At 47.7% G+C, this 12,388-nt stretch carries 14 protein-coding genes, 5 tRNA genes and 1 pseudogene; 7 read left to right on the top strand and 13 right to left on the bottom strand.

The window, feature by feature from the left end; all coding sequences use genetic code 11:
- Positions 1-252 (top strand): annotated as a pseudogene (locus BLR50_RS14515) (IS110 family RNA-guided transposase); the annotation flags it as partial.
- 145 nt (positions 253-397) lie between these two features.
- Here the strand turns inward: BLR50_RS14515 and BLR50_RS11870 are convergent.
- The 3 genes from BLR50_RS11870 to BLR50_RS11860 are packed head-to-tail and all read right to left on the bottom strand — an operon-like array spanning position 398 to position 2,137.
- Positions 398-961, bottom strand: a complete 564-nt coding sequence (locus BLR50_RS11870; protein WP_092642544.1) for a CDP-alcohol phosphatidyltransferase family protein — start codon at positions 959-961, stop codon at positions 398-400.
- A gap of 6 nt (positions 962-967) precedes the next feature.
- Positions 968-1,516: a hypothetical protein gene (locus BLR50_RS11865; RefSeq protein WP_092642541.1), complete on the bottom strand. Its 549-nt coding sequence runs from the start codon at positions 1,514-1,516 to the stop codon at positions 968-970.
- A 36-nt stretch (positions 1,517-1,552) separates the two neighbouring features.
- Positions 1,553-2,137 carry a TetR/AcrR family transcriptional regulator gene (locus tag BLR50_RS11860; protein ID WP_092642538.1) on the bottom strand — a complete coding sequence of 195 codons (585 nt, stop codon included), beginning with the start codon at positions 2,135-2,137 and terminating at the stop codon, positions 1,553-1,555.
- A 310-nt stretch (positions 2,138-2,447) separates the two neighbouring features.
- Between BLR50_RS11860 and BLR50_RS11855 the strand changes: the two genes are divergently transcribed.
- The 6 genes from BLR50_RS11855 (at position 2,448) to BLR50_RS11830 (ending at position 7,558) form a co-directional block, all read left to right on the top strand.
- Complete coding sequence (locus tag BLR50_RS11855; protein WP_092642535.1) at positions 2,448-3,473, top strand: LacI family DNA-binding transcriptional regulator; 1,026 nt, start codon at positions 2,448-2,450, stop codon at positions 3,471-3,473.
- A 115-nt stretch (positions 3,474-3,588) separates the two neighbouring features.
- The gene (locus BLR50_RS11850) at positions 3,589-4,029 is read left to right on the top strand and encodes a GNAT family N-acetyltransferase (RefSeq protein WP_205408701.1); all 441 of its coding nucleotides are present in this window, start codon (positions 3,589-3,591) and stop codon (positions 4,027-4,029) included.
- Positions 4,030-4,439: 410 nt separating this feature from the next.
- Positions 4,440-4,910, top strand: coding sequence for a DUF2975 domain-containing protein (locus BLR50_RS11845; protein ID WP_092642532.1), 471 nt, complete (start codon positions 4,440-4,442; stop codon positions 4,908-4,910).
- Positions 4,911-4,933: 23 nt separating this feature from the next.
- A complete protein-coding gene (locus tag BLR50_RS11840; protein WP_092642529.1) occupies positions 4,934-5,146 on the top strand; it encodes a helix-turn-helix domain-containing protein in 213 nt (70 codons plus the stop codon).
- A gap of 155 nt (positions 5,147-5,301) precedes the next feature.
- Entirely contained in the window at positions 5,302-6,891 is a 1,590-nt protein-coding gene (locus tag BLR50_RS11835; RefSeq protein ID WP_092642526.1) for a DUF4153 domain-containing protein, read from the top strand.
- Between the two features lie 394 nt (positions 6,892-7,285).
- Positions 7,286-7,558 (top strand): hypothetical protein, encoded by a 273-nt coding sequence (locus tag BLR50_RS11830; RefSeq protein WP_092642523.1) that lies wholly within the window; start codon positions 7,286-7,288, stop codon positions 7,556-7,558.
- A 120-nt stretch (positions 7,559-7,678) separates the two neighbouring features.
- Here BLR50_RS11830 and BLR50_RS11825 read toward each other — a convergent pair whose 3' ends face one another.
- The 10 genes from BLR50_RS11825 to BLR50_RS11780 all read right to left on the bottom strand — a co-directional run bounded on the left by BLR50_RS11825 (position 7,679) and on the right by BLR50_RS11780 (position 12,357).
- Positions 7,679-8,560: a beta-1,6-N-acetylglucosaminyltransferase gene (locus BLR50_RS11825; protein ID WP_092642520.1), complete on the bottom strand. Its 882-nt coding sequence runs from the start codon at positions 8,558-8,560 to the stop codon at positions 7,679-7,681.
- Positions 8,561-8,756: 196 nt separating this feature from the next.
- Positions 8,757-8,831: transfer RNA gene (locus tag BLR50_RS11820), tRNA-Cys, on the bottom strand.
- 415 nt (positions 8,832-9,246) lie between these two features.
- Positions 9,247-9,786, bottom strand: a complete 540-nt coding sequence (locus tag BLR50_RS11815) for a DUF2812 domain-containing protein (RefSeq protein ID WP_092642517.1) — start codon at positions 9,784-9,786, stop codon at positions 9,247-9,249.
- Positions 9,783-10,100 carry a PadR family transcriptional regulator gene (locus BLR50_RS11810; protein WP_092642514.1) on the bottom strand — a complete coding sequence of 106 codons (318 nt, stop codon included), beginning with the start codon at positions 10,098-10,100 and terminating at the stop codon, positions 9,783-9,785. Before BLR50_RS11810 ends, BLR50_RS11815 begins: the two co-directional genes overlap by 4 nt.
- A 237-nt stretch (positions 10,101-10,337) precedes the next feature.
- Positions 10,338-11,195 carry an AraC family transcriptional regulator gene (locus BLR50_RS11805; RefSeq protein WP_092642511.1) on the bottom strand — a complete coding sequence of 286 codons (858 nt, stop codon included), beginning with the start codon at positions 11,193-11,195 and terminating at the stop codon, positions 10,338-10,340.
- Positions 11,196-11,425: 230 nt separating this feature from the next.
- Positions 11,426-11,501, bottom strand: a tRNA-Gly gene (locus BLR50_RS11800).
- Positions 11,502-11,506: 5 nt separating this feature from the next.
- Positions 11,507-11,582, bottom strand: a tRNA-Phe gene (locus tag BLR50_RS11795).
- A 6-nt stretch (positions 11,583-11,588) separates the two neighbouring features.
- Positions 11,589-11,665, bottom strand: a tRNA-Asp gene (locus tag BLR50_RS11790).
- 4 nt (positions 11,666-11,669) lie between these two features.
- Positions 11,670-11,745 (bottom strand) — tRNA-Val (locus BLR50_RS11785).
- A 147-nt stretch (positions 11,746-11,892) separates the two neighbouring features.
- Positions 11,893-12,357, bottom strand: coding sequence for a chemotaxis protein CheW (locus BLR50_RS11780; protein WP_092642508.1), 465 nt, complete (start codon positions 12,355-12,357; stop codon positions 11,893-11,895).
- Positions 12,358-12,388: the final 31 nt, after the last annotated feature.

Below are 12,388 nucleotides of genomic sequence, written 5' to 3'. Positions count from 1 at the left end.
CCCGAACTCAAGAACAAGTATCTCGAGCTTAAAAAACGTCGCGGAGGAAAGAAAGCCGTTATTGCGATTGCAAGAAAACTCCTGACTGCTATTTGGCACATTCTCAGCAAGAATGAGGTCTACAGCGCCAAGCTCTACAGAAAGGCCGATAAGCCGCCTGCCGCTCGCGAACTGACCATGACTCAGGCTATTACATTCCTGCGCAGCAAAGGTTTCTTGATATTAGACGAGGAAAGCGGCGAGGTCCTGTAGCTGTTCAATCTGTTTTTTTGACCATTCTCGAATGGTCTGATTTGTTATGCCCTTTTGAGAGTGGCTTGCTTGTGATTTGTTTCAAACTAAAATCCCCCCTGCGCTGCAGAGGGGATTTTTGATAGTTCATCGGCTGCGGATATTTTTACAAAGAGAGCTCTTCCGCTTTGCTTTCGATACAGCGCTTGATTCGGTAGGCGCTTGAACCCGCCGCCATCAGGCAGACAGCCTCTGCCAGGCAGGTTACGAGGATATCCGCTATAAAAGGGAGCAGCGCATAGAGCGGCAGGACGATAAGCGGCAGGGCGAGCATGAGAATGGCGGATAGCCTGCCCAGTTTATCAAAGAACAGCGGCGCGTTACCGTTATGAACGCCTGTAAGGATGCGCGAGGTTACCCAGAATTCAATGAACTTTAGCAATGCTGCTATAATCATCCACCACGGCATAAGGTGAGTGGTGGTCATGGCGCAAAAGGCCGTGATTAACAGCGTTACGTCTGAAATGGCGTCTAGCTTTGCACCGATGGGGGAGACAGCACCAAAGCGGCGGGCAAGCCTGCCGTCTAAAATATCGGTGGCGCAGGCTAAGGCATAGAGCGCAAACGCACCGATGAGGCTGCCGCCCGGAAGCAGCAGAAATAACGCAAACAGAATGCCGAGCACGATGCGCGAAAGGGTAAGCAGGTTGATGGCGATTTTAATGTTCATGGCAGTTTATTCTTTGTCGATGTTCAGCCCAAGCTGGTAGGCGGCTGTTTTGGTATCCTCGTTTGCCAAAAATTTGTGCTTTACTACGGTTGAATCTTTAAAATATGCGGCCATGGTATCCAGCTCCGGGGCTTCGGCCATACCGCCCAGCGAATAAACCACTACCTTTTTATCGGCAGCGCCCTGAACAGCGGCACCGAACTCCGCAATCAGCTTAGAGGGCTGCGCGGCGAATACGGTGGTGCCCATTACAATTACATCATAGCCCGATACATCCCCCGAGAGGTGCTTGCCGGGGTAGCTTACGGTTACCTCGTAGCCTGCCTCGTTGATGCCTTTGGCAAGGCTTTCGCCAAGGGCCTTGGAGGCAGAGGAGAGCGACGGCTGGTATACCACCAGGGCCTTCTTTCCGTTTGAGCCTTTTAAGAGCTGCTGCTTATCGCCTTTATAGGCATTGTTGCTGTTTACGAGTATTACCATAGTAACCATTGCAACAATAAACAACAGAATAATAACGCCTACAATAATGCCGATAACGGTTAATACGTTTTTCATATAGGTTTTGTTCCTTTCTTATGCTGTCGCTTTCATTTATTTAATTAGCAGATGATATAGTCTTTTGGTATTGCCTGCGATGTTTTCTTTCATTACGGTGAGATTGGTTTCAAAGGTTCGGTGATTAATCCAAACCCCAAGCTCCCCAAAGGTGTACATAAACAGGATATTGCAGATTTCCTGCGTTTCGCGCAGGGTAAGCGGCTTGGGGCAGGCCAGTGTTAACACCTGCGCAAACTCCTGCATCGGCCTGCCGATGGCCTGTTCCACATCAGGCGGAGCGTTGCCGTTTAACGGCTCCAACCATGCCAGCCGGTACCAGCCCGGATGATCGATGTAAAAATCGATAAAACGGGAGAGCTTTAGAAACAGATTGTCTTCGGGTGTTTTGGCGGTATCGGAGGGCTGATTCATGTAGCTCAGCATTCGGTCGATAATCTCTGCCAGCACGGCCCAATAGATTTCGTCAAGGCTGCCGAAGTAGTTATAAAGGTTGGTGTGCGCGCAGTTAAGCTCCTTGGCAATCTCGCGCAGGGTTACATTTCTGGTGCCGTTGTTTTCGTCAATCAAACGGGTGGCGGTTTCTACAATCTGCTCCCGCCCGATATTCTTCCTTGTCATACAAAGCCCCCTTAATAACCAATGGTAATTACCATAGGTAATTTTATCATAATGAGCACGAAAGTCAATAGTCTATACAAAGAAATATTACCAACGGTAATTATTCTGCGATATGATGAAAAACGGCAGGTACTGCCTGCCTAAAAATTAATATTGTGCACAAACTTCGCTGGAAGAATGAACTCTATGAATAATCGAGCAACTAAAGTCGAAACCAATACTTTAAAGATAATTTATGTAGAATTATTGTTGACATACCTTAATATACCAATTATAATAGAACAAAATATGGTATTTAAGGTGTGTGGGCATGAGGACGACAATTAAGGATATCGCCAACAAGACCAACCTCTCCATTACAACCGTATCACTGGTACTGAACAACAAGGGCACCAAAATATCTGAAAAAACCAAGCAGATGGTGCTGGATGCAGCCGAGGAGCTGCGCTACCGGCCCAATCAGCTTGCGATAGGCCTGGTAAAAAGGCACACGCAAACCATCGGGCTGGTGCTGCCTGACCTCACCAACTCGTTTTACGCCGAGCTTTTTAAGGCGGTGGGCGAGGGTGCTGCCCAAAGTAATTACCATGTGGTTCTTTGCAGCTCCGGCAACCAAACCTCGCAGGAGCTGAACAATATTGATATGCTGATTGATAAAGGGGTAGACGGCATTATTCTGGCCACGGTGCAGGAGAGTACCGAGCAGGACATTGAAGAGGCCTGCCGGTGTGCCGAGCAAAACGGGGTTGCGATGGTGTTGGTTGACAGGCCCTCCAGCTACGGCAGAGTGGGCTGTGTTTCGCTGGATAACGCCACCGGCGGATATATAGCGGTGAAGCACCTGATTGATTGCGGGCATACGAATATCGGTTTTGTTACCGGCCCCGAGAGCTTTCCCCTTACGCAGGAGCGGCTGGAGGGTGCGAAGCGCGCAATGCAGGAGGCGGGGGTTGCGTTTCATGAGGCGTGGTGCTTTGAAGGGGATTACCAGTTTAACGGCGGGGCCCGCGGCGCGGAGTATTTTTACGACAGCCATGTAACCGCTGTGTTTGTATTTAACGATATGATGACCTTTGCGTTTATACGCCGCATGGAGGAGCTTGGCTCGCGAATTCCGCAGGATATCTCGGTGGTGGGGTTTGATGATGTTCAGTTTTCGGAGCTGATGAAGGTTTCGACGGTTCACCAGCCGGTGTATGAGATGGGCGTTAACGCGGCGCGGATGGTGATTAAGGCGGTGGAACAGCCGGGCGAATGCGTTCACAAGATATTCGTGCCGTCGCTGAAGATTCGGGAAACAACGAAGATGATCACGCACGAGTACGCAGAGAGATAACAATACCTATTGCAGCTTAAACAGAATTAATGCGGCTTTAGCTTAGGGCCGCTTAAAAGCTTAGGCGGATACCTGCGGCTATTTGACTTTCATTTTTGAATGAGGAAGTGCATCCATGAATATAAGAAGAATGACTATTGATGACTATGACGAAATTTATAAGCTGTGGCTGAGAACCCCCGGCATGGGGCTGAATACCGTTGACGACTCGAGAGAGGGTATTGAGAAGTATTTATGCCGGAACCCGAATACCTGCTTTATCGCTGAGCAGGACGGGGAGATAATCGGTGTGATTATGAGCGGGCATGACGGCCGCAGAGGATTTATTCATCACACCGCGGTAAAAACAACGGAAAGAGGGCAGGGTGTGGGAAGTGCACTGCTAGAACAGGCCATGAACGCGTTAAGAGACGAGGGCATTAACAAAGTAGCCCTTGTGGTGTTTGACAAAAATGAAATCGGGAATCAATTTTGGGATAAGCGCGGTTTTACAGCCAGAGATGATTTAATTTACCGGAACAAGAATATCAATCCGTTAACTAGAATTGATACATAACAGTTTGCCGAGCGACCTGAATAATTATAGTGTTTCATGGTTTTTGACACTAGGTAGCCCCCAATTCGGGGGCTTTTTTGCGTTCGGATGAAGGCATGAATAGGTATTGTCATTTGATGTGGCGAGGGATACACTCGGTTCAAACAGCCAATGAATCATGTGATTGAATACACAGAACGGCAAATCCTTCATCATCGTCCGAAACGCATCATGATTATCGGCATAAATATATTGATAATTGATATATTGTTATTGACAAACGATAAATACATGGGTATACTATAAGCTGACAGAGATAAACCGTGTGGATAATATTGTTGAACATAAACTGCATTATCCATGCCGTGAACGCTCGGTTTGACTTGTCGGTAAATTGCGCGACAACTACAATATATAGCGGAGATGAATGTATGAAGCTGAAGATATTGGGGAAGCACAGTCTGTGTGTGTTTTTGGAGAGGCTCTGCGTAATCTTTATGGTTCTGGGGGGCGGTATTATTGTCTTTCTGCCGTTGGTATTAGAAGGCTACTACCGATGGGTAAGCTACCCGAACCCCGATGCGGTGCGCATCCCGATGCTGATTGCGCTGTATGTCTCGGGCATCTGCGCGTTCTGCATCCTTTTGTACCTGCGCCGGCTGCTCAGAAGTGTGAATACCGAAAACCCGTTTAACGAAGCCAATGCAAAGCGGCTGAAACGAATTGGGCTGTTATGCCTGCCGATTGCGGCGGTATACCTTGGGGTGATGCCGGTGCTGCCCTCGGTGCTGGTGCTGTGCGTTGCGCTGGCCTTTTCGTTTATCGCCGCGCTGATGGCGGTGCTGGCGGAGCTGTTTACGCAGGCGGTAGCCTACAAGCAGGAAAACGACCTTACCATCTGACGGTATATGAAAGGAATAGGGCTATGCCGATTGTAGTAAACATTGATGTAATGATGGCCAAACGGAAGCTCAGCGCCACCGAGGTGGCGGAGGGGATAGGCATTACGCTGGCAAACCTTTCGGTTTTAAAGAATAACAAGGCCAAGGCGGTGCGGTTTTCAACGCTGGAGGCGCTGTGCAAGGTACTGGATTGTCAGCCCGCCGACCTGCTGGAGTACATCCCCGAAAAGGATTAAAGGGTGACCTGATCCAGACAGAAACCATCCCCGCTTTTGCACAAAGCAGGGCTTTGAATAGAATCATATAAAAATTCGCTTTAACCGAAAAGGGGTAAGGCTTGGTTTTTTGCACCCATTTTACGGTACTCAAACAAAGAAAGGGCTGAATTGTAATGAATGAGCAAGAGATGAACAAGGTGCCGGCACCAGGGTTTGTGCCGGTTGTAAACCCGATGAGCGCCGCAATACCGCCGCGCAGGCAGACCGAGCGCTACAAGCGGGTGCTCTCTGCCGCAGAGAGTGAAAAGGGGCTTGCGGCAACCGTTTTTTCAGTGGCATTCGGCATACTGTTTACCGAAACGGTATTTTTAGGCGCCATGGGTATCAGCGTAACGGTGCTTACGGCGATATTATGCTCGTTTATGCTGGTTTACTTTCACGAAAAGGGTGAACGGCTCAGCTTTAAGGGGGTGCTGCTTACAGTGCCGATAATGCTGATAGCGGCAGGCTTTGGGCTGCACTATAACCCCGCGGTGCAGATGATGACAGTACCCGCGCTGCTTGGGCTGGCGGCGGTGCAGGCAATACTGCTAAGCGGCGGCAGGCTGAACACGCTGCTTTCGTTCGATACACTGGCAAAGGCGGCAAACCACTTGGTGGCGCGCCCCTTGAGCTTTTTAGATATGCCGTTTAGGAGCCTGCGGGCTGTTAGAAAAATCAAGTCGCCGAAAACGGCAGCCGTATTAAAGGCTGCCGCAGGGCTTGCGCTGGCCTTGCCGTTTGGGGCCATTCTGCTGCTGCTTTTCGCAAGGGCCGACAGCGTGTTTGAAAGCGGCCTTAACTATATCACCCAGACGCTGCATATCAGCTTTGGAAAGCTGATAACCGACCTTCTTTTAGGCAGTACAGGGGCTATTGTGTTAGGTGCGTACCTTATTGCCGCAAAGGTCGAGGGCAAGGAACCGGCTAAGGATAAAGCGGCCTCCCGCTTTATTGATACCACCGTAGGTACCGCCTTTTTATCGGTGATTAACCTCATACTGCTGTTGTTTGTTGCGGTGCAGTTCCAATACCTGTTTGCGGGCAGCGCGGGGCGGATGGTAAGCGGGCTTTCGTACGCCGAATATGCGCGAAAAGGCTTTTTTGAGCTCTCGTGGGCAAGCGGGCTGTGCTTTGCCGCCGCGGTTTTTATCCTCTGCTTTTGTAAAAAGGGGCAGAACGGCCTGCCGATTGCGGTGCGGGTACTGGTTACGCTTATGTGCACCTGCAACGGGGTGATCTTGGCCTCGGCGGTGCTGCGCATGGGGCTATATGTTCAGGCTTACGGGTTGAGCGTAAAGCGCCTGCTTACGCTGTGGTTTATGGCGGTAATAGGGGTATGTTTAATCTGGCTGGTACTGCAATGTATCAGCGAGCAATTCAACGCCCTTCGGTTCATTGGTGCGACAGCGATTGTATTTGTATGCGTGCTCTCACTCGTGAACGTGGATAGACTGATTGCCCATTACAATATCGAGCGGTATATAAAAAGCCCTGCCGCTGTTCAATTGGACGCAAGCTACCTGAGCGACCTTTCCTACAGCGCATTGCCTGAGGTGGCACAGCTTTATACCAGCCTGAAGGATGACAGCCAGCCGCTGCGTAACGAGCTTAACGGTGTGATGGAGGAGATGCGCAGCTCGTACGAGGGCCGGCACCGGATCTATGGCTTTACGGCGGAGGATGCAGAGATATCGGGCTTTTTGGCAAGCGTCAGCGCTTAAATAAAAGCGAAGATGTGTGCATCAGGTAGCGGGCAAACGCAGACTTGATAAAACGGTGCAATGATGCTCTATGGCTTGGTAATATGTAAACGGATACAGTGTATGCAAAGTTATTTGAATGGTTTAGAACAACCGCGTGGCGTTTGCTGCAAGGCCAATAGTATTACAAGCTGGTTACAAAGAGTAAAAAGTTTTATGTAAAGTTTAACAATCCGACTTTTTTGCAGTAAAATCACACTTTCAGGCCACTGAAATAGTACCTGAATTGTAAACGCTTTGTTGTTGAACGGGCAGCGTGGGTATTGTATAATTTAGTTACAGTAAAAACAAAGAAGTAGCAGCTCTTCAGGAATAAAACCCATACATCGGTATGGGAAAGCGGGGTATTATGAGAATGATGACAGAACAGGCCGAAGCCAAAGCGCAGACCTTGGCAGCGCCGCAGAAGGAATGGCCCGCCGTGCTGAAGATTGCAGCCGCAGTGCTGGTTGTTGCGGGGCTAATATATATCCTGACGGAATGTATCCAGAGCGGGCTATGGTATGTAGGGTTAGGCGCAGCAGCACTTACAGTCTGTGCAGGTTTTGGGGTATTGTTCATCTGGCTGAGTAACAAGGTTAGCCGCAAAAAGGCGTTTGAGGTTACGGTAGAGGAAATGCACCGGTAATAAAAGGCGCTGAAGCCTTAAAAAATAGTTGTTGTTGGAACAAAGAAGCGGGTAAATGCATACCCGCTTCTTTGTCGTCTATAACATATTTACTTTCATTAGAATAGGAGGGATAACAGGTTATTCAGTGATGTTCATTTCACGCTTATAGACATCAATATCCAAATCATCTTTAAACTTTCTTGCGAATATACAATCAGTATCTTTCATCCTTGGCAAATCTTGCTCGGATAAGATTTTAGGAAATTGAGGCCCGCTAACCCAGTCGATATACCGCAAAGCCATTCGGTTATCGTCGAGTTCCGTCTCATAGTGATAGATCTTGTCTTTAAATTCGGAATTCATAACGATGGTTTGAAAGAATATCTCGTCCCCGCAGCAACCATGTTTAAAAGCCTTCTGATACCATGGGTTTGCATTAAGGTAGTTAAAAATATATTCCAGCAACTGTTTGGTGATGCATAACCAGTTCGCGCCTTTGTATAACGGGGGAAGCTGGCAGTAATAGCGGTTCGGCCTTCGGTTAAGCCTCATTATTTTGTACAGCTTAAAGAGGGCCCTTTCCGGCAAGGATTTAGTTCGTTTTAAAGAAAAACGGCTATGCTTATATTTTAACCGCTGTTCAAATAAAGGTTTAAGCTTTTCAAAGTCCTTGACAATGCCAATATATTCTGCGCCGTCATTTCTGCTAATAAATTCCTTGATTGCGGCACTGTTCTTTAAGGGTAAATCGTCACCCGAAAGCAGGCAATAATAATCATAATTGCCTTTAATGGCTTCAGAAAACAATGCAAGCATTGCTTCAATCTGGGAATAGGCTCCCCATTGAACGTTGACCCTGTTCCTAATAAAGAATACGCGGCCTTGATACTCATCAAAGTCGGTCAAACATGCCTTCTTATCCACATGAAGGTAGATGTCGTTTTCTTTGGAAAGAAGGGCGATGGTTGTGCGAAGAATGTTGGTGTTGCGGTGACAAATAATGCAATACGCGATATTCATAATGTCTTACCTCACTGTCAATTAAACGATGTCCTATTGAGTGCTCAAAACCATGTTTATTATACTTCTGGAAGTGTTATATGTCCATGCTATTTGGCCATGAGTACAATGATAATTCTAGCTTTCTATTAATCCGTTTCTCTAAATTGGCAGAATGAAAAGCGAGCCGGGTGTTCCGGCTCGCTTTTCATTCTGCTGGAGGTACCACCCGGATTTGAACCGGGGAATAGAGGTTTTGCAGACCTCTGCCTTACCGCTTGGCTATGGTACCGTTGTTCGCAACCAGCCCTTGCGTGACTTGGTGTAAACCTTACGCTGAGCATACGGCATAGGGCAACTCTGGTATCCATGGTGGGCATGCTGATTGGTACGGTAACAAATACGATTCTGAACCCGACTTTTATCCTGCACTTTATATGGGGTTTAAGGGTGCTGCAATAGTAACGGTGCCCGGTAACCTGTTTGCCTTGATGTATTACATCATATTCTATATGCGGAGACAGTCTGTTATAGAATTCAACGCAGGTGATATTTTACCGAGCAAGGGGATTTTAAAAGAGATTTTCCATTAGAATTCCCTTTTCGGTAAGCCGGCTGCTCATTGGTTTTGATACGGTGCTTAGGACTATAAAAGGGTGAAGAACATCAAGCGAGCCGCCTGTGTGGCGGCTCGTTAGTTAGGTGGATTATCTCAACCTATTCTTCCGTATCTTGTTTATTACATACCCAAGATAAAGGGTGAACAGATAAGACAGGGTGAAGCCCAAAACATACTGCAGAATATCTGAAAGATTCAGCGTGTTGAAAAACAGAATAAAGCAAACGGTAAGTGCGACGGCAGTGATTAAAAACAGAATGAACGAAACCATCACTGCGTACATCACATTGGTATTACGCTTTATTACACTTTCGGCATCGCTGAACGATTCCGGACGTTCCCCGTCATACTCCTTGCGCCAGATAAAGGCGCTGGCCATCTGCCCCACAAACTCCCAGCCAAACTGTTCATAGGTTGCCTTGTAATCCTTTTTGGGAGCAGCCTGCATATCAAACACATAGCGGTAGTGCTTGGGTGTGGTGTGCTTAAACACCATACGAATCGAGCTCCATTGCCCGATTTTATCGATGTTCCAGCCCTGCAGTGCCAAATCCTCCAGCCATTTTTCGTAGTCTGCGGGAACAACGTTAATGAATGCCGAAAACCATGCAGCCTTTTTGTTGCTCATAACAACCCCTCCACACAACGATAGATTTCCTGAATGCGGCGGGCCTCCTCCAGCAGGATGGTGCGCCCGGCCTTGGTAATCACATAAATCTTCTTGCGGTCCTCCTCCTTAACCGGCTCAATCAGCCCGTCACCCTCTAGCTTGCACAGGCTCTGGTAGATGGTGCCCGCCCCTAAAACAATCCGGCCGTTGGTAAGCTCCTTTACAAACTGCATGATGCCGTACCCGTGGCGCTCCTCCTGCAGGGAGTAGAGGATATAGAACATGGTTTCGCTCATCGGGATAAAGCGCTTGCGCAGCTTTTCAATATTCAATACAGGCCCTCCTTTATATCGTGGTGTAATATATCACGTTGTAATATAAATATATATCATATCGTGATATATGTCAATAGATTTTTAAAATAGTTTGTAACAAAAACAGCGCTGCAAAGGACTGCCTTTCCTTCGCGGCGCTGCTCTATAAAGGTGATAGGAATAGAGGTTTTGCGTTTAGTGATTAGTGCTCGCTAAACCGAAAGCTGAATTCAATCAGCAAGCGGGGTTAGCATACTACTTCTTTTTAACGGGAATCCAGATCTCGCTGTAGTATTTTTCGTCAAGATTCCCTTTTTTATAATCGCAGGGGTCGCTGTACATTTCAATATTGTAGCCTGCCGCAACCTCGTAATCCTTGCTGTTGGGCAGCCACTCGGAAAATATTTGCCTGTTAACCTCCTGCAAGGCTTGAGGCATTGCGCCTCTGCAGGCAAAAACGGCCCAGGTGAATGCGGGAATAACCTTTGTAACGAAACCTTCCGGTATCTCGGCCGCCGGATTGTAATTATCCGCAACCAGGTATTCAAATTTATCCGATCCCATCGTTTCGTCTATGCTGATGCCATACATCCCGCATAAAGCTGCCTTCTTGCCGGGTTGATAAAGCTCCGCCCAGAACTTGGGGATTTCTGTTTTAGCATTATCGTAGTTAAATATCTTGGATGCTCCCATAACCGTAAAGGAATCCTTCTCGATAATCTTGTAATCCATAACACAACCGCCCTCCAAAATAAATTTGATTTTCAGCGGAGCGAAAGATTTAATCATTGCTCCGTCCTTTCGTACGGCAGTAGGTGTAACGCCATGAAAACGGGTAAATGCTTTGGTAAAGCTATCGGGGGAATCGTAGCCATAGTCAAGCGCAATATCAATAATCCTTTTGTCTGTGGAGACAAGCTCGCTGCCGGCAAGAGCAAGCCTGCGCTGCCGAATGTATTCTGCGACCGTAAAACCGCAAAGCATGGTGAACCCCTTTTGAAAATAGAACGGCGATATCAATACCTGCTTTGCAATTTCCTCGATTGTCAGCTCTTCGGTGATATTGTCTTCAATATAGCTGATGGCATTGCTGATGCATTCAACCCAACCCAAGTTCGTTACCTCCTTGCCATGCCTTAATCTTATTACTTTCAAGGTAGCTGTTCCCGACTTTTAATGTTATCTTTTGTCTGCAAGAGTATGAAAACGGTTAAACTATCAAAATGAAGGCTGACGTGTAGTAAGAAGCGTAATAATCCTTTTTAAAACGGGCATATTCATAATACCATACTTTTCCTCAAAACAAAAGACAACCCCTCCGCGTTGCGGAGGGGTTGTCTTTATGGAGCGGGTTACGAGGTTCGAACTCGCTACCTCCACCTTGGCAAGGTGGCGCTCTACCAAATGAGCTAAACCCGCATATCTGGTGCTTCCGGTCGGAATCGAACCAACGACACGAGGATTTTCAGTCCTCTGCTCTACCAACTGAGCTACAGAAGCACTTAATGGCGACCTGAAGGGGGCTCGAACCCCTGACCTCTAGCGTGACAGGCTAGCGTTCTAACCAACTGAACTACCAGGCCATTGTGGTGGGAACAATAGGGATCGAACCTATGACCCTCTGCTTGTAAGGCAGATGCTCTCCCAGCTGAGCTATGCTCCCAAACCGCACTATCTAAACAGTGCAAAAATTATTATACACGGATAGGAGCAGAAAGTCAATCTTTTTTCGCTCTTTTTTGCAGTGGTTTTGCACAGGGGATACATGCCAAAAAGAGCCCGGGGGGTAACCCGGGCTGGATTTATAAACTTAGTCGGTGAAGATGGTTTCACAGTTGATAACCAGGCGAATCTCTTCCTTGACCTTGGCAATGCCTAATATGTAGCCGCTTACCGTGCCGGACTCAAGAGGCGGCGGGGTGATATCGGCATCGGTGATATTCACTACCTCTGAGATGCTGTCTACCACAAGGCCGTAGGGTTTGTCGTTGACTGTAAGAATCATAAAGCAGGTGGTATCGGTATAGTCGATGACCTCCATGCCAAGGCGCTTGCGGATATTCATAATGGGAATGATCCTGCCGCGCAGGTTGGTGATACCCTCAAAATAGCTTGGAAAGTCAGGCATAGGCGTAACCGGTAGTACGCGGTTGATCTCGATTACATATTTGATAGGTACCGCATAGTTTTCGCTCCCTACCATGAAGGTAAGGTATTTGTCTTTCATGGTGTCTTCTTCTTGCTCAGGTTGGTTGTGAATGTAACTGCTGGCCACAGGCGTTGCCCCCTTTATTATGATGAAATAG

This window comes from Acetanaerobacterium elongatum, from assembly GCF_900103835.1.
Taxonomy (GTDB): domain Bacteria; phylum Bacillota; class Clostridia; order Oscillospirales; family Ruminococcaceae; genus Acetanaerobacterium; species Acetanaerobacterium elongatum.
Note: the sequence above shows the minus strand (reverse complement) of the source record. Positions and strands in the feature narration are given on the sequence as shown.

Bases quoted from the DNA above. Each gene is read 5' to 3' on its own strand.
- BLR50_RS11830 (WP_092642523.1), top strand. From the start codon at position 7,286: ATGATGACAGAACAGGCCGAAGCCAAAGCGCAGACCTTGGCAGCGCCG.
- BLR50_RS11860 (WP_092642538.1), bottom strand. From the start codon at position 2,137: ATGACAAGGAAGAATATCGGGCGGGAGCAGATTGTAGAAACCGCCACC.
- BLR50_RS11865 (WP_092642541.1), bottom strand. From the start codon at position 1,516: ATGAAAAACGTATTAACCGTTATCGGCATTATTGTAGGCGTTATTATT.
- BLR50_RS11870 (WP_092642544.1), bottom strand. From the start codon at position 961: ATGAACATTAAAATCGCCATCAACCTGCTTACCCTTTCGCGCATCGTG.
- BLR50_RS11840 (WP_092642529.1), top strand. From the start codon at position 4,934: ATGCCGATTGTAGTAAACATTGATGTAATGATGGCCAAACGGAAGCTC.
- BLR50_RS11815 (WP_092642517.1), bottom strand. From the start codon at position 9,786: ATGAGCAACAAAAAGGCTGCATGGTTTTCGGCATTCATTAACGTTGTT.
- BLR50_RS11850 (WP_205408701.1), top strand. From the start codon at position 3,589: ATGAATATAAGAAGAATGACTATTGATGACTATGACGAAATTTATAAG.
- BLR50_RS11835 (WP_092642526.1), top strand. From the start codon at position 5,302: ATGAATGAGCAAGAGATGAACAAGGTGCCGGCACCAGGGTTTGTGCCG.
- BLR50_RS11855 (WP_092642535.1), top strand. From the start codon at position 2,448: ATGAGGACGACAATTAAGGATATCGCCAACAAGACCAACCTCTCCATT.
- BLR50_RS11825 (WP_092642520.1), bottom strand. From the start codon at position 8,560: ATGAATATCGCGTATTGCATTATTTGTCACCGCAACACCAACATTCTT.
- BLR50_RS11845 (WP_092642532.1), top strand. From the start codon at position 4,440: ATGAAGCTGAAGATATTGGGGAAGCACAGTCTGTGTGTGTTTTTGGAG.